At 70.8% G+C, this 21,351-nt stretch carries 24 protein-coding genes; 15 read left to right on the forward strand and 9 right to left on the reverse strand.

All coding sequences use genetic code 11. From position 1 onward, the window contains the following. Nucleotides 1-5 precede the first annotated feature (5 nt). The 5 genes from P3T37_RS04330 to P3T37_RS04350 are packed head-to-tail and all read left to right on the forward strand — an operon-like array spanning nucleotide 6 to nucleotide 5,226. Nucleotides 6-1,652 carry an ABC transporter substrate-binding protein gene (locus P3T37_RS04330; RefSeq protein ID WP_280722051.1) on the forward strand — a complete coding sequence of 549 codons (1,647 nt, stop codon included), beginning with the start codon at nucleotides 6-8 and terminating at the stop codon, nucleotides 1,650-1,652. After that, on the forward strand, nucleotides 1,649-2,608 hold the full coding sequence (locus P3T37_RS04335; RefSeq protein ID WP_280722052.1) for an ABC transporter permease: 960 nt from the start codon (nucleotides 1,649-1,651) through the stop codon (nucleotides 2,606-2,608). The genes P3T37_RS04330 and P3T37_RS04335 overlap by 4 nt, the downstream gene beginning before the upstream one ends. Next, nucleotides 2,605-3,459 carry an ABC transporter permease gene (locus P3T37_RS04340; RefSeq protein WP_280722053.1) on the forward strand — a complete coding sequence of 285 codons (855 nt, stop codon included), beginning with the start codon at nucleotides 2,605-2,607 and terminating at the stop codon, nucleotides 3,457-3,459. Before P3T37_RS04335 ends, P3T37_RS04340 begins: the two co-directional genes overlap by 4 nt. Next, complete coding sequence (locus P3T37_RS04345) at nucleotides 3,456-4,436, forward strand: ABC transporter ATP-binding protein (RefSeq protein ID WP_280722054.1); 981 nt, start codon at nucleotides 3,456-3,458, stop codon at nucleotides 4,434-4,436. Before P3T37_RS04340 ends, P3T37_RS04345 begins: the two co-directional genes overlap by 4 nt. Continuing rightward, on the forward strand, nucleotides 4,429-5,226 hold the full coding sequence (locus tag P3T37_RS04350; protein WP_280722055.1) for an ABC transporter ATP-binding protein: 798 nt from the start codon (nucleotides 4,429-4,431) through the stop codon (nucleotides 5,224-5,226). The genes P3T37_RS04345 and P3T37_RS04350 overlap by 8 nt, the downstream gene beginning before the upstream one ends. Here the strand turns inward: P3T37_RS04350 and P3T37_RS04355 are convergent. After that, nucleotides 5,223-5,882: a TetR/AcrR family transcriptional regulator gene (locus tag P3T37_RS04355; protein ID WP_280722056.1), complete on the reverse strand. Its 660-nt coding sequence runs from the start codon at nucleotides 5,880-5,882 to the stop codon at nucleotides 5,223-5,225. The genes P3T37_RS04350 and P3T37_RS04355 overlap by 4 nt on opposite strands. A 110-nt stretch (nucleotides 5,883-5,992) precedes the next feature. Here P3T37_RS04355 and P3T37_RS04360 point away from each other — a divergent pair, with 110 nt between their 5' ends. Beyond that, nucleotides 5,993-7,177 carry an agmatine deiminase family protein gene (locus P3T37_RS04360; protein WP_280722057.1) on the forward strand — a complete coding sequence of 395 codons (1,185 nt, stop codon included), beginning with the start codon at nucleotides 5,993-5,995 and terminating at the stop codon, nucleotides 7,175-7,177. Nucleotides 7,178-7,197: 20 nt separating this feature from the next. On the opposite strand, the gene P3T37_RS04365 is transcribed toward P3T37_RS04360, so the two are convergent. Continuing rightward, on the reverse strand, nucleotides 7,198-7,899 hold the full coding sequence (locus P3T37_RS04365; RefSeq protein WP_280722058.1) for a ribonuclease H: 702 nt from the start codon (nucleotides 7,897-7,899) through the stop codon (nucleotides 7,198-7,200). Nucleotides 7,900-8,032: 133 nt separating this feature from the next. On the opposite strand from P3T37_RS04365, the gene P3T37_RS04370 reads away from it, so the two are divergent. Next, on the forward strand, nucleotides 8,033-8,641 hold the full coding sequence (locus tag P3T37_RS04370; protein ID WP_280722059.1) for a GDSL-type esterase/lipase family protein: 609 nt from the start codon (nucleotides 8,033-8,035) through the stop codon (nucleotides 8,639-8,641). A gap of 50 nt (nucleotides 8,642-8,691) precedes the next feature. Here the strand turns inward: P3T37_RS04370 and gdhA are convergent, their stop codons facing one another. Together gdhA and P3T37_RS04380 are read right to left on the reverse strand one after the other, a co-directional pair. Further along, on the reverse strand, nucleotides 8,692-10,050 hold the full coding sequence (gene gdhA / locus P3T37_RS04375) for an NADP-specific glutamate dehydrogenase (protein ID WP_280722060.1): 1,359 nt from the start codon (nucleotides 10,048-10,050) through the stop codon (nucleotides 8,692-8,694). A 128-nt stretch (nucleotides 10,051-10,178) separates the two neighbouring features. After that, the gene (locus tag P3T37_RS04380) at nucleotides 10,179-11,132 is read right to left on the reverse strand and encodes an EamA family transporter (protein ID WP_280722061.1); all 954 of its coding nucleotides are present in this window, start codon (nucleotides 11,130-11,132) and stop codon (nucleotides 10,179-10,181) included. An 83-nt stretch (nucleotides 11,133-11,215) separates the two neighbouring features. On the opposite strand from P3T37_RS04380, the gene P3T37_RS04385 reads away from it, so the two are divergent. Next, nucleotides 11,216-12,115: a LysR family transcriptional regulator gene (locus P3T37_RS04385; RefSeq protein ID WP_280722062.1), complete on the forward strand. Its 900-nt coding sequence runs from the start codon at nucleotides 11,216-11,218 to the stop codon at nucleotides 12,113-12,115. Here the strand turns inward: P3T37_RS04385 and P3T37_RS04390 are convergent, their stop codons facing one another. Then, nucleotides 12,116-12,376 carry a hypothetical protein gene (locus P3T37_RS04390; protein WP_280722063.1) on the reverse strand — a complete coding sequence of 87 codons (261 nt, stop codon included), beginning with the start codon at nucleotides 12,374-12,376 and terminating at the stop codon, nucleotides 12,116-12,118. Nucleotides 12,377-12,449: 73 nt separating this feature from the next. On the opposite strand from P3T37_RS04390, the gene P3T37_RS04395 reads away from it, so the two are divergent. Together P3T37_RS04395 and P3T37_RS04400 are read left to right on the forward strand one after the other, a co-directional pair. Then, nucleotides 12,450-13,397, forward strand: coding sequence for a pseudouridine-5'-phosphate glycosidase (locus P3T37_RS04395; protein WP_280722064.1), 948 nt, complete (start codon nucleotides 12,450-12,452; stop codon nucleotides 13,395-13,397). After that, a complete protein-coding gene (locus P3T37_RS04400) occupies nucleotides 13,394-14,284 on the forward strand; it encodes a PfkB family carbohydrate kinase (RefSeq protein ID WP_280722065.1) in 891 nt (296 codons plus the stop codon). Before P3T37_RS04395 ends, P3T37_RS04400 begins: the two co-directional genes overlap by 4 nt. A gap of 8 nt (nucleotides 14,285-14,292) precedes the next feature. On the opposite strand, the gene tuf is transcribed toward P3T37_RS04400, so the two are convergent. Continuing rightward, on the reverse strand, nucleotides 14,293-15,474 hold the full coding sequence (gene tuf, locus P3T37_RS04405; RefSeq protein WP_280722066.1) for an elongation factor Tu: 1,182 nt from the start codon (nucleotides 15,472-15,474) through the stop codon (nucleotides 14,293-14,295). 337 nt (nucleotides 15,475-15,811) lie between these two features. Between tuf and P3T37_RS04410 the strand changes: the two genes are divergently transcribed. Genes P3T37_RS04410 through P3T37_RS04420 form a run of 3 tightly spaced genes read left to right on the forward strand, consistent with a single transcriptional unit; the run spans nucleotide 15,812 to nucleotide 17,483 of the window. After that, the gene (locus P3T37_RS04410) at nucleotides 15,812-16,081 is read left to right on the forward strand and encodes a hypothetical protein (RefSeq protein ID WP_280722067.1); all 270 of its coding nucleotides are present in this window, start codon (nucleotides 15,812-15,814) and stop codon (nucleotides 16,079-16,081) included. Beyond that, complete coding sequence (locus P3T37_RS04415) at nucleotides 16,074-16,694, forward strand: DUF6879 family protein (protein ID WP_280722068.1); 621 nt, start codon at nucleotides 16,074-16,076, stop codon at nucleotides 16,692-16,694. The genes P3T37_RS04410 and P3T37_RS04415 overlap by 8 nt, the downstream gene beginning before the upstream one ends. A 51-nt stretch (nucleotides 16,695-16,745) precedes the next feature. Next, nucleotides 16,746-17,483 (forward strand): ATP-binding protein, encoded by a 738-nt coding sequence (locus P3T37_RS04420; RefSeq protein ID WP_280722069.1) that lies wholly within the window; start codon nucleotides 16,746-16,748, stop codon nucleotides 17,481-17,483. A 223-nt stretch (nucleotides 17,484-17,706) separates the two neighbouring features. On the opposite strand, the gene P3T37_RS04425 is transcribed toward P3T37_RS04420, so the two are convergent. Next, nucleotides 17,707-17,925, reverse strand: a complete 219-nt coding sequence (locus tag P3T37_RS04425) for a hypothetical protein (protein WP_280722070.1) — start codon at nucleotides 17,923-17,925, stop codon at nucleotides 17,707-17,709. 88 nt (nucleotides 17,926-18,013) lie between these two features. Between P3T37_RS04425 and P3T37_RS04430 the strand changes: the two genes are divergently transcribed. Beyond that, nucleotides 18,014-18,445, forward strand: a complete 432-nt coding sequence (locus P3T37_RS04430; protein WP_280722071.1) for a tetratricopeptide repeat protein — start codon at nucleotides 18,014-18,016, stop codon at nucleotides 18,443-18,445. A gap of 8 nt (nucleotides 18,446-18,453) precedes the next feature. On the opposite strand, the gene P3T37_RS04435 is transcribed toward P3T37_RS04430, so the two are convergent. Next, nucleotides 18,454-19,332 carry a formyltransferase family protein gene (locus P3T37_RS04435; protein WP_280722072.1) on the reverse strand — a complete coding sequence of 293 codons (879 nt, stop codon included), beginning with the start codon at nucleotides 19,330-19,332 and terminating at the stop codon, nucleotides 18,454-18,456. 181 nt (nucleotides 19,333-19,513) lie between these two features. On the opposite strand from P3T37_RS04435, the gene P3T37_RS04440 reads away from it, so the two are divergent. Continuing rightward, complete coding sequence (locus P3T37_RS04440; protein WP_280722073.1) at nucleotides 19,514-19,972, forward strand: hypothetical protein; 459 nt, start codon at nucleotides 19,514-19,516, stop codon at nucleotides 19,970-19,972. Nucleotides 19,973-20,275: 303 nt separating this feature from the next. Here P3T37_RS04440 and P3T37_RS04445 read toward each other — a convergent pair whose 3' ends face one another. Then, nucleotides 20,276-21,337, reverse strand: coding sequence for a hypothetical protein (locus tag P3T37_RS04445; protein ID WP_280722074.1), 1,062 nt, complete (start codon nucleotides 21,335-21,337; stop codon nucleotides 20,276-20,278). Nucleotides 21,338-21,351 lie beyond the last annotated feature (14 nt).

The raw sequence follows: 21,351 nt of genomic DNA on the forward strand, positions 1-21,351 counted from the left end.
GCGCGATGCCCCCCACACCGCCGCGCCCCGGAAGACGCCGGACGACCCTGGCAGCTACGACCCTGAGCGCCCTCGTGCTGGTCGCTGCCTGCTCCGGCCCGCCGCAGACCAGCGGCCCCGGCGGCCAGAACGCCTACCCCCTGTCGGCGGACACCCCGGCCGCCAAGGGCGATATCGACTCGTTCAGCTGGGCCCTCTACGCCGAGCCGCCGACCCTGGACTACATCCAGGCCTTCGACTACCCGCAGAACACCATCCTCTCCAACGTCTGCGAGAGCCTGATGCGCTGGACGCCCCAGCTCAAGGAGCAGCCGGGCCTGGCTACGAAGGCGACCAACCCCGACCCCACCACCTGGGTCTTCGACCTGCGCCCCGGCGTGAAGTTCCACGACGGCAGTGTGATGACCGCGGACGACGTGGTGTTCAGCCTGAACCGGCAGATGAACCCGGACAACGGCGGCGCCTGGGCGAACGAGTTCCAGAACGTCGACACCATCGCCCGCACCGGACCGCTCCAGGTCACCGTCAAACTCAAGACCCCCGACTCCCAGTTCCCGCAGTACATGGCCACCGCCGCCGGCGTGGTCGCCAGTGCGCGCGGTGTGCAGGCGGCGGGCAAGGACTACGGCACCAGCGGCAGCCTCGACTGCACCGGCCCGTACCGGCTCGGCACCTGGACCAAGGGCCAGTCGATCGAGCTGGACCGCTTCGACGACTACTGGGGCGCCAGGGCCAAGTCCGGGAAGGTCGTCTTCAAGTTCCTCACCGACCCCTCCGCCCGCACCAACGCCCTGCTCACCGGCGAGGCCGACGGCGGCTACCTGATCCCCACCGAGAGCTACGCCCGCCTGAGGAGCAGCAGTGCCGGGACCCTCTACTTCGGCGAGGGCCTGAGCACCGTCAACGTCAACGTCACCAACATGCAGGGCCCGCTCGGCGACGTCCGGGTCCGCAAGGCGCTCTCGCTGGCGATCGACCGCGCCGGTTTCGTCAACACCGGCCTCGGCGGCAGCGGCACGGTGACCACCTCGCTCACCACCGCGGCGGCGTGGGCCGCAGCGGACCCGGCGACGCGCAGTGCGGCCCTCGACGGTCTCCAGCCGACCGCGCAGGACCTCGCCCAGGCTGCCCAACTGGTCAAGGACGCCGGTGCGACGGGCAAGACCCTCACCATGGCCACCAGCTCGATCGGCCAGGACGTCTCGCTGCTGGCCACGGCCGTGCAGTCGGCGGGTACCAGGATCGGGCTGAACATCCAGCTGAAGACGATCGCCCCGGACGCCTTCACCGCGCTGTTCACCGACCCCAAGGCGCGCGCCGGGATCGACATGTTCCCCGAGACGTACTACCTGTCCATCAGCGACCCGATGGACCTGCTCACCAACTTCCAGACCGGCTCCTACCAGAACTACGCCGGCTACAGCGACAAGGGCTACGACGACCTGGTCAAGCAGGCCGTCGGCAGTTACGACCCGGCCCAGCGGCTGGGCATCGAGGCCAAGTTGAACAGGCAGGCCGCCGACCAGGTGCTGTGGATCCCGGTCGCGCAGTGGCCGACCTCGCTGTACATGAACAAGCGGATCACCGGCGCCCCGACCACGATCTCCTACCTGTACTACCCGTGGGCGGCCGACGTGGGGGCGGCCAGGTGAGCTTCGCGAGATTCGCCGCCCGGCGGCTGCTGGAGATGGCCGCCACCCTGCTCGGCGCCTCCTTCGTGATCTTCGGTGCGATGTACCTGGCACCGGGTGATCCGGCGAGTTTCCTGCTCTCCGGGCGGTCGGCCTCACCGGCCGCGCTGGCGGCGATCAACCAGCAGTACCACCTCGACGACCCCTTCTTCGTACGGTACTTCCGCTGGCTGGGCCAGCTGCTGCACGGCGACTTCGGGCGCTCGATCGAGTACCGCACCGACGTCTCGAAGCTGCTCGCCGACCGGCTGCCCAGCACCCTGCTGCTGGTCGCGATGGCGCTCGTCCTGGTCGTCGCGGCCGGCCTGGCGCTCGGCTGGATCGGTGCGGTGCGCGGCGGGGCCGTCGACTCCACGATCCTGGTCACCACCACCGTCGCGGTCGGCACCCCGTCCTTCGTGGCCGCCATCCTGCTCCAGGGGCTGTTCGCCGTCCGCCTCGGCTGGTTCCCCACCAGCGGCACCGGCCAGGGCTTCGGCGACATGGTCTGGCACCTCACCCTGCCCGCGATCGCCCTGGCCCTCTACCTGATCGGCATGCTCGCCCGGGTCACCCGCGCCGCCATGCTGGAGCAACTGGGCGGCGAACACGTGGCGGTGGCCCGCAGCCGCGGCGTTCCGGAGCGGCAGGTGATCTGGCGCCACGTCTTGCGCAACGCGCTGGGCACCGTGCTCACCACCGGGGGTCTGATCGTCTCCACCCTGATCATCTGCACCGTCCTGGTGGAGTCCGCCTTCAGCATCGGCGGCATCGGACAGCTCCTCGAACTCGCCACCACCACCAAGGACTTCCCCACCGTGCAGGCCATCTCGCTGCTCATCGTCGGGCTGTTCATGACCGTGAACCTGATCGTCGACCTGCTCTTCCCGCTGGTCGATCCCACGGTCACCCTCGGCGCCCGGAGGTCCACCGCATGACCCTCGCCCTCACCCGCCGACCCGGCCTCGCCCGCCTGCGGGCCGCCCGGCAGCCGCTCTACCTGGCCTGCCTCGGCTTCGTCCTGCTGGTCGTCCTCGCGGCGCTGCTCGCGCCGTGGATCGCCCCGAGCGACCCGAACGCCGTCGACCTCGGCAACGTGCTCGCCGGGCCGTCCGCCGGCCACCTGCTCGGCGCCGACACGGCCGGCCGCGACACGCTCTCCCGACTGCTGATCGGCGCCCGCACCTCGCTGATCGGCCCGCTCGGCGTCGTCGTCTTCTCCACCGTCGCCGGCGTCGCGGTCGGCGCCGCCGCCGCCTGGCGCGGCGGCTGGCTGGACTCCGTCCTCTCGCGCAGCACCGAACTCGTCTTCGCCTTCCCCGGGTTGCTGCTCGCGATCCTCATCGTCACGGTCTACGGCGAGGGACTGCTCGCCCCGGTCCTCGCCCTCGCGATCGCCTACCTGCCCTACGTCTCCCGGCTGACCCGCTCGCTCGTCCTCACCGAACGTGAACGCCCCTACGTCGCTGCCTACTTGGTCCAGGGTCACTCCTCGGTGCAGATCTGCCTGCGGCACGTCATCCCCAACATCGCCCCCGTCGTCCTCGCCCAGTCCACCGTCAACTTCGGCTACGCCCTGATCGACCTGGCGGGCCTGTCCTACCTCGGACTCGGCGTCCCGGCGCTGACCCCCGACTGGGGCCGGATGGTCTTCGACGGCCAGACCGCCATCCAACGCGGCTACCCGCTCTCCGCGATCCTGCCCTGCCTGGTGATCGTGCTGACCGTGGTCGCCTTCAACGTCGTCGGCGAACGCTGGGCCGACCAGGTCGCCCGGAGGGACCGATGACCCGCACCCTCGACATCAAGAGCCTGCGCCTGCGCCTGCCCGACACCGCCCGGCCCGTTCTGGACGGCGTCGACCTCCACATCGCGGCCGGCGAAACCGTCGCACTGGTCGGCGAGTCCGGCTCCGGCAAGACCCTGACCTCGCGAACGGTGCTCCGCCTCCTCCCCAAGGGTGCCGAGACCGAGGGCGAGGTCGACGTCGCCGGCGAGAACGTCCTCGCCATGACCCCGCAGCAACTGCACGCCCTGCGCACCGGCCGAGTCGCGATGATCTTCCAGGATCCGCGGGCCGCCATCAACCCGCTGCGCCGCGTCGGCGACTTCCTCACCGAGGGTGTGCGCCTCACCGGCACCCTGAGCGAGCAGGACGCCACCCGCCGCGCCGGCGAACTCCTGGAAGCCGTCGGGCTCAGTGGCGCAGTGCTGCGCCACTACCCCGGGCAGATGTCCGGCGGCATGCTGCAACGCGTCATGATCGCCGCCGCCCTGATGGGCGACCCCGTGCTGCTGCTGGCCGACGAGCCCACCACGGCCCTCGACGTCACCAGCCAGGCGGAAGTGGTCGCGCTGATCGGTGAGTTGAAGGAACGCTTCGGCACCGGGCTGCTGTTCGTCACGCACGACCTCGGTCTGGCCGCAGCCATCAGCGACCGGGTCTACGTGATGTACGCCGGGCGGATCGTCGAGACGGGCCCGGCCGAGGCCCTGTTCGCCGACCCGCGCCACCCCTACACCCGTGCCCTGCTCGACGCCAGCCCGCGGCTGATCGAGCCCGGTCGGCGGCTCGCCGCCATCGACGGCCAACCACCGGATCTGCGCCAGGAGTTGACCGGCTGCCCGTTCGCCCCGCGGTGCCGCTTCGCGACCGGGCTCTGCACCACGCAGGCCCCGCAGCCGCAGGCCGCACCCGGCGCACCCGGTCACCTGGCCGCGTGCCACCACAGCGACCGTCTGGCGGAAGGTGCTGCTGATGCCTGACACCGTGCTCGAAGTCACCGCCCTGCAAAGGACGTTCGGAACCGTCCGGGCCGTCGACGAGGTCTCCTTCGCGCTCGCCCAAGGCGGCTCCCTCGGGATCGTCGGCGAGTCCGGTTCCGGCAAGACCACCACCGCCCGGATCATCGTCGGCCTGGACCGGCCAGACGCCGGAAAGGTGCTGCTGCACGGGCGCGACCGCACCGAGCGCGCCAGAGGCAGAGCCCAACGCCTGGCGCGGGCCCGCCAGATCCAGATGGTCTTCCAGGACCCCTACCTCTCCCTCGACCCGCGCACCAGCGTGCAGGCGGCGCTGCGCGAGACCCTGCGCCTGCACTTCCCGGACATCGACCACGCCCGCCGGATCGCCGAACTCCTCGACCAGGTCGGCCTCGGGAGCTGGGCCGCCGACGCGCTGCCCCGCCGGCTCTCCGGCGGTCAGCGCCAGCGCGTCGCCATCGCCCGCGCGCTGGCCGTCGAACCCGCGGTCATGGTCCTGGACGAGGCCGTCGCGGCCCTGGACGTCTCCGTACAGGCGCAGGTCCTCAACCTGCTGGCCGACATCCGCGAACAGACCGGCATCGGCTACCTGTTCATCACCCACGACCTCGGCGTCGTCCGCTGCGTCACCGACGACGTCGTCGTCATGCGCCACGGGCGAATCGTCGAGTCCGGGGCCACCGCCGAAGTCCTGGCCGCACCCCGACACCCGTACACGCGGCTGCTGCTGGACTCCGTGCCCCGACCGGGCTGGGACCCCCGGCAGATCGCCGCAGCCCGGCGCGCACTCTAGGCCCGGGTACTGGCGGCCAGCGCGAGAACCAGGCCCCGCAGGACGGCGGCAGCGTCGAGCTGGGGGTCCAGGGACTGGATCGCCGCCAGCCCGTCGACGGCTCCGGCCACGGCCTCGCCCAGCGGCCGCGGATCGATGCCGCCTCCGCGCTCCTCGGCCAGCACCGCGAAGAGCCTGACGAAGCAGGCCCGCCAGCGGCGGTACTCGGCGTCCAGGGCGACCCGTACGCGCTCGTCGTGGAGGGCGAACCAGTGCAGTGCGGAGTGCAGTCGGGCCAGGTCCGGCCCCTCCGGCTGGGTCAGCAGCGCGAGGATGCGCTCGGCGCGCTCGGCGAACGTACCGGGAGCGTCGACCGCCGCCTCCAGCGGTGCGATCCAGTCGGGCCGGATGTCCGCGACGACTGCCACGATCAGATCGGTCCGGTCCGCGAAGTGGTAGTGGCACATGCCGTGCGAAATCCCGCACAGCGCAGCCACGTTGCGGGTGGTGAAGCGCTCGCCGCCCTCGCCGGCCAGCAGCGTCCGGGCGGCCGCGAGCAGGCGTGCGCGGGTCTGCTCGCCCTTGGCCGAGGTCCGCGGCCGCAGGGCCGGCCCCGGCGGGACAGCCGGACCGTTCCCGGGAGTTGCGGTGGTGACGTCCTTCGCGCGCACGGCCATGCCGCCACTCTAACGAGTCGATCCGCGAGAAGTCTTGACCGAGCGCTTGGTCAGTTTTATGTTCCCTCTCAACCATGGTGAATCCACGGGCAGTTGACTGGAGGTCAGCAATGAACGAGTACCTGGAACCCCGGCCGCCCGCCGGGCTCGCACGACGCGGATTCCTGACGGCCGCGGGCCTCGCCGCGGCCGGCGCCGCAGTCACCGCCGCGACCGGCGGCCGGGCGGTGGCAGCCATACGTCGGGCGGCTCCGGCTGCGGCTGCGGCTCGCGCAACGGCCACGACGGGCTACTCCGTACCGCTGGACAGCGTTCCGCACACCCGGACCTGGATGGCATGGCCGGACAACACCACCATCTGGCGCAGGCAGCTCAGCGGCGTCCAGTCGAACATCGCGCTCGTCGCCAGGACCATCGCCAAGTACGAGCCGGTCATCATGTGCGCGAACCCGGCGAGCGTCTCCAAGGCCCGGTCGCTGTGCGGCCCCGGCGTCACGGTCATCGGCTCGATCCCGGTCGACGACTGCTGGATGCGCGACACCGGCCCGATCTTCCGCACCGACGCAACGGGCGGACTCGACGCCGTCGGCCTCAACTTCAACGGCTGGGGCGGAAAGCAGAACCCGCACCAGAACGACGCCCTGGTCGCCCAGCGGGTCGCGGCCTACCTCGGCATCCCCTTCACCGCCGCCGGCCTCGTCTGCGAGGGAGGCGCCATCGAAACCGACGGCGCCGGCACCCTGATGGCCACCCGGAGCAGCATCATCAACTCCGACCGCAACCCCAACCTGTCACAGGCCCAGATCGAGGCCGCGATGTGCGCGGCCTACGGTGCTTCCGAGGTGATCTGGTTCCCCGGAATCTCGGGCCAGGACATCACCGACGACCACGTCGACGCCACCTCCCGCTTCCTTGGCGCCGGGGCGGCCGCCGTCCAGATCCCCCAGCCGGCCGACACCGACATCTGGTCCAACGACGAGCGGCAGCAGAACCAGATCCTCTCCGGCTCCACCGACGCACTGGGGGACCCGATCGCGGTCAGCCAGATCCAGGGCCCCGACTACAACCTCATCCGCTCGACGAACCCCAACTTCGTCGGCTCCTACGCCAACTACTACCTCTGCAACGGCGCGGTCATCTCCGCCCAGTTCGGCGACAGCGCCGCCGACGCCGCCGCCAGGACGACGCTGGCCCAGCTCTTCCCGGGCCGGACCGTCGAACAGCTCAACATCGACTCCATCGGAGCGGGAGGCGGCGGCATCCACTGCGTCACCCAGCAGCAGCCGGCGGTGTGAGCCGCCGGCCCTGATCCGGCTCAGGCCTGGGTGGCGGCGCACTGGGGGTGACCCCAGCTGCTGCCGACCTTGGTGATCGTGTCGCCCTTGGCGTACGGGCGGCTGCAGGGGCAGGTGCCCGGGAAGCGCGCCGCCAGGGTCCGCGATCCGGAGCGCTTCGCCGTCGCGCTCGCCGTCGTGCTCGCCGTCGCGGTCTTGGCGGCCGGGCGGCTGCGGGCGGTGGTGGCGGCGGCCGGGTCGGGCACCGGGAGGTCGGCTGCGGTGCCGCCGGCGTCCTGCTGGGTCCTGGCCGCGTCGCTGGCGGCCTTGTCGGCGATCGCGTTCAGCGGGTCGCCGTTCACCTGGTGGGCCGGGACGTACACGAAGGTGACGTCCCGGCCCTCCAGCAGCGCGTCGATGCGCTGGATCAGCTCGCGGTTGGCCACCGGCTTGCCCGCGGCGGTCTTCCAGCCGTTGCGCTTCCAGGCCGCCAGCCACTTCGTCACCGCGTCGCGGGTGTACGTGCTGTCGAGCCGCACCTCCAGCGCCGCGCTCGCGTCCGTTGCGATCAGCAGCTGCTCCAGCGCCGTCAGCTCGCCGACGTTGTTGGTGTTGTGCCCGAGCGCACCGGCCTGCCAGCGCTGCGGCACTCCGCTACCGTCCGCGATCACATAGGCCCAGGCCGCCGGACCCGGATTTCCCTTGGCAGCTCCGTCACAGGCTGCGATGACTCGTTCGACCATGCATCGATCATGCCAGGCCGCGCGGCGCCGCCGAATCCGCGCTCTTCCCGAGCTCGCCCCGTCGCTGGTTATGATCATGCGATTCCGGCGGCAACCAGCAGGAACAGCACAGGAACAGCAGGGGGACCAGCACATGATCGAGCTGACAGCCGAGCCGATGACCTGGGTGATGACCGGTGACAGTATCACCCAGGCCGTCCTGCACACCCACGGCGCACGCGGCTGGGTGGAGCACGTCCACGAGCGGATCCGCTGGCAGCTCGACCGGCTGACCGACATCGTGGTCAACACCGGCGTCTCCGGCTGGCGGGCCCGGGACGTGCTCGGTGCGTACGACCATCTGATCGGCCGCTTCGAGCCCGACGTGCTCTCGATCTCGCTGGGCACCAATGACGCCCGGGCCGGCCTGGCCGGACTCGCCGAGTTCGAGGACTCCATGCGCGCGATCGTCGCCCGCACCGGCGGTGCCCGGATCGTCCTGCACACGCCGCTGGTGGTCAGTGCGGCGGGCCGGCCGGCCCGTGCCGAACTCCCGTCCTACTGCCGGGTCGTGCGCGAGATCGCGGCCGACACCGGCGCCCTCCTGGTGGACCACGAGGCGTACTGGCTGGCCCGGTTCGGCGATGCCGACCCGATCGCGTGGCTGGACGACGACCCGGCCCACCCGAACGCCGCCGGCCACCGGCAGATGGCCGACCACACGCTGCGCAGCCTGGGCCTGGGGGAGCTGACCGAGCTGTAGTTCCACGGCAGCCCCGGTGCACCGGGGCTGCCGCTGGTGGGGCGGACGCGTCAGATCAGGCCCTGGGCCAGCATCGCGTCCGCGACGCGCTCGAAGCCGGCGATGTTCGCGCCGGCCACGTAGTCGCCGGGGGTGCCGTAGCGGGCGGCGGTCTCGAAGCAGGTGTCGTGGATGTCGCGCATGATGCCCGCCAGCCGCTCCTCGACCTGCGCGAACGACCAGGCGTCGCGCCCGGCGTTCTGCGCCATCTCCAGACCGCTGGTGGCGACGCCGCCCGCGTTGGCGGCCTTGCCCGGGCCGAAGGCGACACCGGCCTCCTGGAGGATGCGCACGGCCTCGGGGGTGGTGGGCATGTTCGCCCCCTCCGAGACGGCCTTGACGCCGTTGCGCACGAGGGCAGCCGCGGCCTCGGCGCCCAGCTCGTTCTGGGTGGCCGAGGGCAGGGCGACGTCGGCGGGGACGTCCCACACGCTGCCGCCGGCGACGTAGCGGGCAGAGCCGCCGCGGCGCTGGGCGTAGTCGCTGACGCGCCCGCGCTCGACCTCCTTGATCTGCTTGAGCAGGGCGACGTCTATGCCCTTGTCGTCCACGACGTAGCCCTGCGAGTCGGACGCCGTGACCACGTTCGCGCCGAGCGCCTGGGCCTTCTCGATCGAGTAGATCGCCACGTTGCCGGAACCGGAGACGACGACCGTCTGGCCGTCCAGATCCTCGCCGCGCTTCTTGAGCATCTCGGCGGTGAACAGCACGTTGCCGTAGCCGGTGGCCTCCGTACGGGCCTGCGACCCGCCCCAGTTCAGGCCCTTGCCGGTCAGCACGCCGGCTTCCCAGCGGTTGGTGATCCGGCGGTACTGGCCGAACATGAAGCCGATCTCGCGGCCGCCGACGCCGATGTCACCGGCCGGCACGTCGGTGTGCTCACCCAGGTGCCGGTAGAGCTCGGTCATGAACGACTGGCAGAAGCGCATCACTTCGTTGTCGCTGCGGCCGCGCGGGTCGAAGTCGCTGCCGCCCTTGCCGCCGCCGATGTTCAGGCCGGTCAGGGCGTTCTTGAAGATCTGCTCGAAGCCGAGGAACTTCACGATGCCGAGGTTCACCGACGGGTGGAAGCGCAGACCGCCCTTGTACGGGCCGAGCACGCTGTTGAACTCGACCCGGAAGCCGCGGTTGACCTGGATGACGCCCGCGTCGTCCATCCACGGCACCCGGAACATGACCTGCCGCTCCGGCTCGGCGATCCGCTCGATCAGCCTGGCCTGGGCGTACTCCGGGCGCACCGCGAGCACCGGTGCGAGGCTGTCCAGTACCTCGCGCGCCGCCTGGTGGAACTCGGATTCACCGGGATTGCGCCGCAGGATCTCCGCGTAGACGGACTCCACGGAGGTGCTTGCGATGGTGCGTGCCGACATGGGATCGGTTCCTTTCCCGAGCAGGCCCGGACGATGTCAGGCGCTGCCTGCCGGGCACCCCGTAGTGTCACATTTTGTTGAAGCCATCTCAACGTCTGTGGCGCACCGTCTCATTGGGTGGCCTCACCTCAGGCGCACAGCGCGGGCACCCGCACTTCGGGTTCCGCCTCCTCCGCTTCCTCCGCCTCCGCTGCTGCTGTTGCCTCCCGCCCGCCGCTGCGGGTGGCGCCGGCGCCCGCGATCACCACCAGGACGACGCCGGCCGCCGGTGCCGGGCCGGGGATCTGGCCGAGCACCAGGACGCCCATCAGCAGCGCGATCGCCGGCTCCAGGCTCATCAGCGTGCCGAAGGCGCCGGCGTTGAGGCGGCGCAGCGCGAGGAATTCGAGCGAGAACGGCAGTACGGTGCTCAGCGCGGCCAGCCCCAGCATGACGAGCAGCAGCGGCCAGGTCGCGCGGGCGAGTTCGGACGGTGCGGCGACCAGGCCGGCGACCACACCCGCCACCGGCAGCGAGATCGCCAAGCCCTTCAGTCCGGTGACCTGGTCACCGACGCGCTGGGTCAGCAGGATGTACCCGGCCCAGCAGGCCGCCGCGCCCAGTGCGAAACCGAGGCCGGCCGGGTCGATGCCGCCGCGCCAGGGCTCGGTCAGCAGCACGACGCCGACGGCGGCCAGCGCCGCCCAGTGCTTGCGCCCACCGCCCGGGCGCAGCAGGGAGATCGACAGCGGGCCGAGGAACTCCAGCGCGCTCGCGGTGCCCAGCGGTATGCGTGCGGCGGACAGCATGAAGAGCATCACCATGCCGGCGGTCACCAGGCCCAGCAGCCCGCAGGCCAGCAGGTCCCGGCGCTCGAAGTCGCGCGGACGCGGGCGGACCATCACCAGGAGCAGCACGCCGGCCCAGGCCAGTCGCAGTCCGGCCGTCCCGACGGCGCCGAGCTGGGCGAAGAGCGGTACCGACAGGGCCAGCCCGAGCTGGACCGAGGACATCGCCCCCATGGCCATCAGGGCGCCACTCTGGGCACCGCTCAGCTGCGGACGGGCGGGGAAGCGACGGGTGACGGCTGCCAACGGGATCATGGGATCAGTAGATGGCGCACCCACCGCTCGCGTCCACGTGCCGATCATGGACAATCCGTTCGGGAAAGCTGAACAATGGCCCGATGGAGACACGGCGGCTGCAGATCCTGGCGGAGTTGTCCCGACTGGGCTCGATGCGCGCGGTCGCGGATGTGCTCGGCATCACCACCTCGACGGTCTCGCAGCAGGTCGCCACCCTTGCCCGCGAGATGGACACCGCGCTGATCGAGCCCGTCGGGCGGCTGGTCCGGCTGACGCCCGCGGGTCGGCGGCTCGCCGAGCACGCGGTGACGATCCTCGCCGCGGTCGAGACGGCGCGCCGCGACCTCGGCCCGGGATCCGAGCCCAACGGCACGCTGCGGGTCGCCGGCTTCGCCACCGCCATCCGCGGGTACCTGCTGCCCGTCGTGGTCGACCTCGCCGCGACCAGTCCGCTCGTCCACGTCCTCATCCGGGAACACGAGCCCGCCGAGTCGCTGGAGCTGCTCGCCACCGACGAAGTGGATCTCGCGCTCACCTACGACTACAACCTGGCTCCGGCTGCCGAGGATCCCACGCTCAGCGCGACCCCGCTGTGGACCGCCCGGTGGGGGCTCGGCGTGCCGGCCGACGCCGAGGCCGGCGAGGGAACGACACTGGACACCTTCGCCCGCTTCCGGGCGCACGACTGGATCGTGAACTCCCGCAACACGGCGGACGAGCAGGTCATCCGCACGCTCGCCTCGATGGCGGGGTTCCGCCCACGCGTCACCCACCAGGCCGACAGCCTGGACCTGGTGCAGGAGATGATCGCGTCCGGCCTGGGCGTGGCGCTGCTGCCGGTCGACTTCCCGACGCTGCCCGGAGTGCGGCTCGTCCCCCTGGCCGTCCCCGACGTCGAACTGCGGGCGTACGCGGTGGCCCGGCACGGCCGCCTCGACTGGCCGCCGCTCGCGCTGGTGACCGATCTGCTCACGAGGGCGGCGCCGCCACCCGGGGTGTGACTACTCCGGCTCCTGGGACATCAGTGCCGCGAGTTCCACGGTGGTGACCAGGCGGCGGTCCTCGGCATCGGCGAGGTTGGCGGCGAGCAGGTCGGCCAGTTCCCGGCAACTGCGGGCAAGGGCATGGGAGTCGATGTGAGCCGCGGGGTTCTCGGCCGCCTTGACGGCCTCGCAGAGTGCGGTGGCGCGCTGGTGGGTCCTGGTGAGCTCGATGGCGAAACCGTTGAATTCGGTTCGGTCATCCCCACGTCCGCCTCTCATCCTGAGCGCCAGGCTGACATGGTCTCAGGAACCGGCAGGTTTGGCAGGCTTATCCGCCCGCCAGGAATAGAAGATGACCGAACTCCTCCCGCCCCCGTCGTCCTCCCCCCTGCTGCGCCTGACCGAGGAGGTGCGCGACGCGCTGGCGAGCCGCCGCCCGGTGGTCGCCCTTGAGTCCACGATCATCGCGCACGGCCTGCCCCGGCCACGCAACCTCGGCGTGGCAGCGGAGTTGGAGGAGATCGTCCGGGCGGCCGGCGCCGTCCCGGCGACCGTCGCGGTGCTGGACGGCGTCCCGCACGTCGGGCTCGGCAAGGCGGAGCTGGAGCGGGTCGCCAACGACTCCTCGCTGCGCAAGCTGGGCTTCCGCGATCTCGCGCCGGCCGTGGCGACCGGCGCGAGCGGGGCGACGACGGTGTCCGGGACGGCGTTCCTGGCCGCCCGCGCGGGGATCCGGGTCTTCGCCACCGGTGGGCTCGGCGGCGTCCACCGCGACTGGGTGACCAGCCAGGACGAGTCCGCCGACCTCGGCCTGCTCTCCCGCACCCGGATCACCGTGGTGTGCGCGGGCGTGAAGTCGATCCTGGACGTCCCGGCCACCCTGGAGCGCCTGGAGACACTGGGCGTCAGCACGCTGGGCTTCCGGACCGCCGAGTTCCCCGGCTTCTACCTGTCGAGCTCGGGCCGACCGGTGGACTGGACGGTGCAGAGCGCCGGGCAGGTGGCGGCCGTGATGCGCGCGCAGGACGAACTCGGCGTCCTGGAATCGGCGTTGATCGTCGCCAACCCCGTCCCCCAGGACAAGCAGCTCGACCCGCAGCTGCACGACATGGTGCTCACCGAGGCACTCGCGGCCGCCGAGCGCGCGGGCGCCACCGGGCAGGCGGCCACACCGTTCCTGCTCTCCTACCTCACCGAGCACACCGCGGGCGCCTCGCTGGAGGCCAACCTGGCGGCCGTGCGCGGCAATGTGCGACTCGGCGCCGAGATCGCCGCGCACTGGGCCGGGACGCGGGGATGACGGCCGGCGGCGCTCTCCTGGTCATCGGCGACGTCGTCACCGACGTCGTCGCCCTGCACGGCCCGGCGCTCACCCCGCACACCGACAACGCCGCCCGCACGACGGTACGGCCCGGCGGCTCGGCCGCCAACACGGCTGCGTGGGCCGCCCGTTCGGGAGCCGAGGTGCGCCTGCTGTCCCGGGTCGGCGCGGACTCCGCCGACTGGCACCGGGCCGAACTGCTCGCCACGGGCGTCCGGCCGCACCTGGTGCTCGATCCGGAGCTGCCGACGGCCGTCGTGATCTCACTGGTGGACGCCGCCGCCGAACGCACCTTCGTCACCGACAGCGGTGCGGCCGCCCGGCTCGGCCCCGAGGACTGGGACCCGGCCCTCCTTGAGGGCGCCGCGCGCCTGCATCTCTCGGGCTACCTCCTCTTCACGGAACCCGGCCGCCGCCTCGCCGTCCTCGCCCTCGCGGCCGCCCGCGCCCGGGGCCTGCCGATCAGTGTCGACCCGGCCTCCACCGCTTTCCTCCAACGCCTGGGCCCCGCCGCCTTCCTGGCAGCCGTGACCGGAGCCGAACTGCTCCTGCCGAACCTCGCCGAGGCCCAACTACTGACCGGAACATCCGACCCGGTCACCGCCGCCGAACACCTCAGCGCCAGCTACGGCGAGGCCGTGGTCAAGCTCGGCCACCAAGGCGCACTCGCCGCCCGCCACGGCACGCTGGTGGCCCGGATCCCGGCCGTCCCCGCCTCACCGGTCGACACCACAGGCGCCGGCGACGCCTTCAGCGGCGCCTTCCTGGCCGCCCGCCTGGCCGGCGCCGACCTCACCGAAGCCACCACCGCCGGCTGCCGGGCCGGCGCGGCCGCCGTCACCACAGTGGGCGGCCGCCCGGCCTAGCGCAGGGGTTACTCGGAGACGGTCTGTACCGTGCCCGCGGCGACGGTCCGGCCGCCCTCGCGGACGGCGAAGCCGAGGCCGGGCTCCAGCGGGACGGGCTGGCCGAGGGTGATCGTCATGTCGACGGTCTCACCCGGCAGCGCCACCGAGATTCCCTCGCCCAGCTCGACGTCGCCGACCACGTCGCCCGTGCGAAGGTAGAACTGCGGGCGGTAGCCGCTGGTGATCGGCGTGCGCCGACCGCCCTCCGCCGTCGACAACAGGTGCACCCGTGCGGTGAAGCGGGTGTGCACCGAGGCGCTGCCGACCGCGGCCACGACCTGCCCGCGGCGGATCTGCCCGCGCTGCACACCGCGCAGCAGCAGCGCGACGTTGTCGCCCGCCTCCGCGGACTCCATCGTGCGTCCGAAGGTCTCGACGCCGGTGACGATGGACTGCAGGTCCGAGCCGTAGCCGAGAACCTCCACCCGGTCGCCCATCCGGACCCGGCCGCGCTCAACCGCGCCGGTGACGACCGTGCCGCGACCGGTGATGGTGAGCACGTTCTCGACCGGCAGCAGGAACGGCGCGTCGGTGTAGCGCACGGGCGTGGGGACGTGGACGTCCACCGCGTCCAGCAGCTCCAGCAGGGCCGCCGACCACTGCGGGTCGCCTTCCAGAGCGCGCAGTCCCGACACCCGGACGACGGGCAGGGCGGCGCCGTCGTAGCCGTGGGTGGTCAGCAGCTCGCGGACCTCCAGCTCGACCAGCTCCAGCAGCTCGGGGTCGCCGGCGTCGGCCTTGTTGAGCGCGACGACGACGTGCTCGACGCCGACCTGCCGGGCCAGCAGCACGTGCTCGGAGGTCTGCGGCATCACACCGTCCCGCGCGGAGACGACCAGGATCGCACCGTCCAGCTGGGCGGCGCCGGTGATCATGTTCTTCACGAAGTCGGCGTGGCCGGGCATGTCCACGTGGGCGTAGTGGCGGGTCGCCGTCTCGTACTCGACGTGGGAGATGTTGATGGTGATGCCGCGCGCGGCCTCCTCCGGGGCCCGGTCGATCCGGTCGAACGGGACGAAGGTGCCGCCGCCGCGCTCGGCGAGGACCTTGGTGATGGCGGCGGTGAGGGTGGTCTTGCCGTGGTCGACGTGACCCATGGTGCCGATGTTGAGGTGCGGCTTGGTGCGCACGAAGGCCTGCTTGGCCATGACGGGGTCTTCCCTGTGAGTCGAATGCCTGGTGACGGAACCTCAGCGACGGGCCGACCTTCCCCGTCCGAGGTTCCGGGACATCCCGGGGAAGGTCAGCTTCGTGCGCCGTCGAATGCGGCTGCGACTGCCGGGGCAGCAGCCATCGCGCCCGCGACTGCGGGCAACTCGGCGATGGCGTACTGGTACATGCCGACCATCCTGCCCGCACGCCGAGGCGGGACGCCACGGGTTTTTTCGGCCAGGGTTGCTGATGTCGATCACTGAACGTTGACGTTGAGTCAGATCGATTTGTACGCTACGTAGTCGCATCGTCACGCGAACCTCTGGAGGAGCGATGGGCCAGCCGTGGGATGCGGATCCCGACGCCGTGCTGACCCGGCGCTTGGGCAGGTCGCCGACCGAGCTGGGTACGACTGGGGGACGGGACGGCTGTCCCGATATCTGGGAGCTCGACAATGGCGACATCGCTGTTGTCGGACGCGACCTGACTGCGACCTACAGGGCTCGACTCCCTCAGGACCTCCTTGTCGGCGAGGGTGAGCGCCTCGTGGTCATTCCTCGGGTCACCCTCCTCGCCGCGAAGGCGGACCTGCCGGATGCGTGACCTCCTCGGCGATGCGCCAGGTGACCGGCTCGCTCTCGACGTCTACCGAGATGATTTCCGGAAGCGGGACTTCGCGGTCGACGGCTATGACTCTTGGAAGCTGGAGCGCCGCCAGCAGTTCCAGGAGCCTGAGGACGCCAGCTGGCGCGCCTATGCCGCAGGGGACTGTGCGCAGGCGCTGCAGCTGATCGAGGCCAGGCGTGATGACCTGATCCAGCTCTCCTGCCTGGCCGCTGATCACGAGTGTCGTCTGCTGCGGGTGCGCGTCGTCGAGTTCCCGCTCACCCCCTATCTGGCCTGGGAACTGCGGCTGCTGCGCCTGCGTGCCGAGTGCGGGGAGCTCATTCGCGTCCTCGGCCCTGAGCTGATCGCCGGGTATGAACTGGACGGGCAGCTGCCGGAGCTCATTACCCTGGGCCCGGACACCGTCTACGACATCTCGTACGACGCGGCCGGTCTTGCCGATGGCGCGACCCGTTACATGGATCGCGTGCTCAGGGAGCGGGTCGTGCAGTTCATCGCCCACCTGTATGACCAAGGCGAGGACGTCGGCAGTTTCATGGCCCGTCAGGCAGCTGATCTGTTGCCGACCCGGCTGTCAGCGGAGCGCTGAGTAGTGGTGCGGGAGGCATCACAGAGGTCGTCCGGCGAGACCAGTTCATCGATGTCGGGATCGGCCGGGAACGTCGTGCAGGCCCGAGATATACGGGGAACGATCCACGTCCATGCGGCACCGCAGGCCGCCCAGCGCAGTGAGCCTGTGCCGTGGCAGTTGCCCACGGATCTGCGTGGTTTCGTCAACCGGGTAGCGGAGCAGGAGGCCATGGACCGCCTACTGGCTGAGCATCCGCCGGCGGCCCAGGTCTTGGTGATCACCGGTACTGCGGGGGTCGGTAAGACCTCCCTGGCGTTGCACTGGGCGCACGCCGTCCGAGGGCACTTCCCGGACGGGCAGCTGTACGCGAACCTGCACGGCTACGACCCGCAGGCGCCGGTGGCGCCCGTGCAGATACTCGAGCGCTTCTTGCGGGCCCTGAATGTACCTGCTGCCGCGATTCCCGCCGATCCCGATGCGATGGCGTCGACCTATCGATCTCTGGTAGCGGGCCGTAGGATGCTGATCGTTCTCGACAACGCTTCAAGTGCGGCTCAGGTTCGCCCGCTGCTGCCCGGTGCCCCGGGCTGTCTGGTCGTGGTGACCAGCCGTCATCGGCTCTCGGGTCTCAGCGTGCGGGAGGGGGCTCGGCATCTGACGGTGGAGGTACTGGCGGAACATGATGCTGTCGAGCTCCTACGGGCGGTGACGGCGGACTACCGCAGCGGGGACGATCCGGAGGAGCTCGTGCAGCAAGTGCGCCTGGCAGCTCGCCATCGTCCTGCGTGCCTTCTACATGATCCGTAATCCGTTTCACGACTGGCTTGCAACCTCGCAGCTGGGTCTGGAGGCTGCCCGGCGCGACGGTGATCGGCACGCGCAGGCGGAGCTGCACGAAAGCCTCGGCATGGCCTGTGCCCAGTCCCATCGCCTCGACCAGGCAGCCGAGCAGTACCACGCGGCGCTGGACATCCGTCGAGAGCTCGACGATCCCGCCGGCGAGGCCCTGACCCTCAACGGATTCGGCCTGCTACAGCTGCGCCGCCACCAACTGCTGGGCGCGCAGGACGCCCTTGAACAGGCCCATGCCTTGTTCGAGCATCTTGATGACACCTACTGGGAGCCGCGAACAGCGGTCAACCTCGCCGAGGTCCAGGTGGCGCTCGGTCGGCCCGCCGAGGCAGAGCCGCTGGTCCACGCCGGCTTGGAGACGTTTCCGGGAGAAGGGCGACCGCTGGGCCGAGGGCAACGCGCTGCGGATCCTCAGCCTGATCCAGACCGAAACCGGACACGGGAGCGAGGCACTGGACAGTGCCCAGAGGGCCGTCGACCTCGCATTGGACCTGAACAGCGACGTCGCGGAGGGCCACTGGCTGACCCAGCTCGGACACGCCCAACGTGCCGCTGGCCGACCCGCTGATGCTCTCGTCTCCTATCACCGTGCAGCCGTCCTCCAACGGCGCCTCGGGGACCGCAGCCGCGAGGCCCTGGCCTGGGACGGCACCGGACAGGCGTACCTCGAACTCGGCCGCGCACAGGAAGCGAGCGACTTCCACCGCCGCGCGCTGGCCGTGCACCGTGAGCTCGGTGACCGGTGGCAGCACGCCGTGGCCCTCTGCTGCCTCGCGGACGCGCTGGACGCCAGTGACGCGCCTTCAGACGTGCAGCAGTACAGACGCGAAGCGCTGACGCTGCTCGACGACTTCACAGACCCGGGCGCACTACGTCTGCGCGAACGCATCACGAACGCGCGGGGCGAAGACGCCTGAATTGCCCGTCAGCTCGCAGAGAGCCAGGCATCCCGCGACGGCACGGGGACCGACTCCACGATCCACAGCGGACCGTCCCCGCACTCCATCCGCACTCCGTCACCAGGCTCGGTACGGGAATTGAGGACGGATACCCAGCGACCATCGACAACGGCAAGGGGGCCGGGGACCGGGAACCGCCCGAACCGGAAGGTGCGGACGAGATTGTGGATGTCGTGGCGGCTCGCCGACCAGTCGATGACCGCGCTCTGCGGCCCCATCATGCCTTCGTAACTCGCGCCTTCTGTGCTCTGTACTGTGCCGGTGCAGCCGCTGACAGCCAACTCCAGTGCCTCCGAGAGCAGCTCGCGGGAAAGAGCCTGGATCTGCGCGAAGACGCTGTCACCATCCAGGTCGCCCGGCAGCCCGACACCTCCGTGCTGGACCAGGATCCTCCCCGTGTCGAAGGACTCGTCCATCCAGTGAACCGTCACACCCGTCTCCGGATCACCGTGTCGCACCGCCCAGTGGACAGGCATAGGCCCACGGTGGCGCGGCAGCAGTGAGGGATGAACGTTCAGCACACCGAGGCGCGGAACACGCAGGACCTCGGCCGACAGCTTCCAGGGGAACCCGTTGCACACCACCAGGTCCGGCTGGACGACAGCCAGCGCACGGGCCAGGCCGGCGAGGCTACGCGGAAGCAACAGGTCCGGGCCCGGCGGTAGCTGCGCCAGGATGCTGCCGATCGCTGCTCCCGCTGCGGACGCGGCCTGCCCGCCCGGCCTTCGCGGAGCGGCGTACACGTACGCGACCGGATGATGGCCCGCCGCAACGCAGGGGTCACGGAGGTCGGCGAAGCCCTCCGCGCCATAGGACATCAGAACGACCCGCAAGGGCTCCGGCACTGTTCCTCCCAGAAGCCAAGTCCGCTGCTGGTGCAGCGTACTTGCCTCGTGGGGTGTCACGTTCGGAAAGACACCGGATCCCGTCCGCCAGAAGGAAGCGATGAGCGATTCCCGGTACGTGCCGCGTGTGTTCCCGATCTCCGTCCTGCGATGGCGACACCCTCCCTGGCAAGCTGGGAGCATGGCGTCCTCCGATGATCAAGAACTGAGTACGGCACTGAAGAATGCCGAATCTCCCGCCTGGTCGGTTCGTGCTGCAGCCGGGCGGCAGCTCGCGGTGTCGGACAGGATCGATGAGGCGGCGGACGTCCTCCATCGTCTGCTCCTGGAAGCCCAGGACAGCGCGGTCACCTCGGAGACGGCCGCGGCGCTGCTGGCCCGCAAGGACACCACGGGTCTGCGTTATGTGCTGCTGGCCAGGAGTTGCGCCGCGGCGACCTGGACCGCTGATGAAATCCAAGCGGCTCTGGACTGCGACCCCGACTGGCTGACGGCCGAGGGCGCAGACCGGCTCATCAAGCAGTTGCGGGAGTTGGCAATGGACAGCGATGCCGATGTCCGTGATGAGGCGCAAAGGATCCTCGCGCGCCTGCGGCCGCGCGAGGAGTGGGCCCGAGATCCGGGTCGCGACGCAATCTGATCCGGCACGGCCGGACCTGTGCGTGCCGGAAGAGTCGTCCGTACAGAGTGTCACGCCGCAGAGAACAGCCAACACCCCCTTGCTTCGGGTGAGATTACGCGGCCGGGGTGCCCGCCCGGCCCTCTGGCTTCACGTCTCCCGGCCGTGCGCCAGTGCCCGACCGGGGTCCTTCGGGTCCAACTCGCGTCGCAGGTACAGCTAGCGGATGTGCTTCTGGTCCAGGAGCGCCAGCACCCGCCGCATCAGCTGCCGGTTGTTCCGGAAGATCGGTTTCAGGTCGATGCTGCGCATCTCGGGTCACCCTCACCGGCCCGGCCGCACATGGCGGAACCATGCCTGCGCCTCCTCGGCGGACAGCACCCGGGTGAGGCTGATCGAGCCTTCGAGCATCGGGAAGAACCGGCCGACGTTCCAGCTGCGTTCGTAGGGCTGCTGGTCGAGCACCAGGAGGCGTCGGTTCTCGACCACCGGGATGTCGCTCGGCTTCCCTTCGTTCCAGATCCATTCGCCGTCCGGTGCGGCCAGGTTGAACGCACCGTATGCGACCAGGCCGCCGAAGTCGGCCGCCGGGTCGAACTTCTGGTCGAGGGCGAGGCCCACCGCCTCGGCTGCGGGCGCCTCGCCCGGCAGGTGTCCGCCGCCGATCAGAACGTGGGCGAGCAGGGTGTGCAACTGGAAGTTGTCGCCGATGCCGCCGATCCGCAGCTCGAACCCTGCGCCCGAAGGGCGGTGCAGCACGACGAGCGGTTCGTCGTCCAGGATTTCCAGCGCGTAGGCGAGGCACTTGAGGTCGTGTCGCTCCAGCGACCACAGCTGATCGACCCACTCGGCGAGTTGCTCCGTGAGTTCGCGCCGCGCTTGCGGGCTGCGGCAGAGCACAGCCAGCGCGGGCGGCTGCCACTGGTCGATCGAGGTCCAGGCCAGCGCCAGCCGCAGGGCCTCCGCGCGTGTGCCGCTCAGTCGGCTCAGCAGTGGCTCGTCGATGATGGCGTCGTCGGCCTCCGGGAGGTCGTCCTCGCCCGTGCTCTGCCAGCGGCGCGCGAACTCCAACGCATCGGCTACGGCTTCGCGTACACCCGTGAGGATCGGCTCGGCGCAGGCGAGCGGGTCGGCCCCGCGTTCCACGCAGGCGCCGGCCATCAGCGCCAGCATCGCTCGTGGTGCGGTGGCCGGAAAGTCCGGGACCAGCGCGGCCAGCTGCGGCCCGACCCGGGCGCCCTCGTCTGCCGGGGCATGCTGCAGTGCGTGCCAGACTGCGCCGAACGCCTCCTCGGTGCGTGCACCGTCGCGGGCGGCGACTGCCTGCTCCAGGTCGGCAACGGCGGCGGTCAGCGAGGGCGCTTGGGGATTGTCGGCGGTGATCACCGCCGTACCTTAAC

Origin of the sequence: Kitasatospora sp. MAA4, from assembly GCF_029893355.1 — a bacterium.
Taxonomy (GTDB): domain Bacteria; phylum Actinomycetota; class Actinomycetes; order Streptomycetales; family Streptomycetaceae; genus Kitasatospora.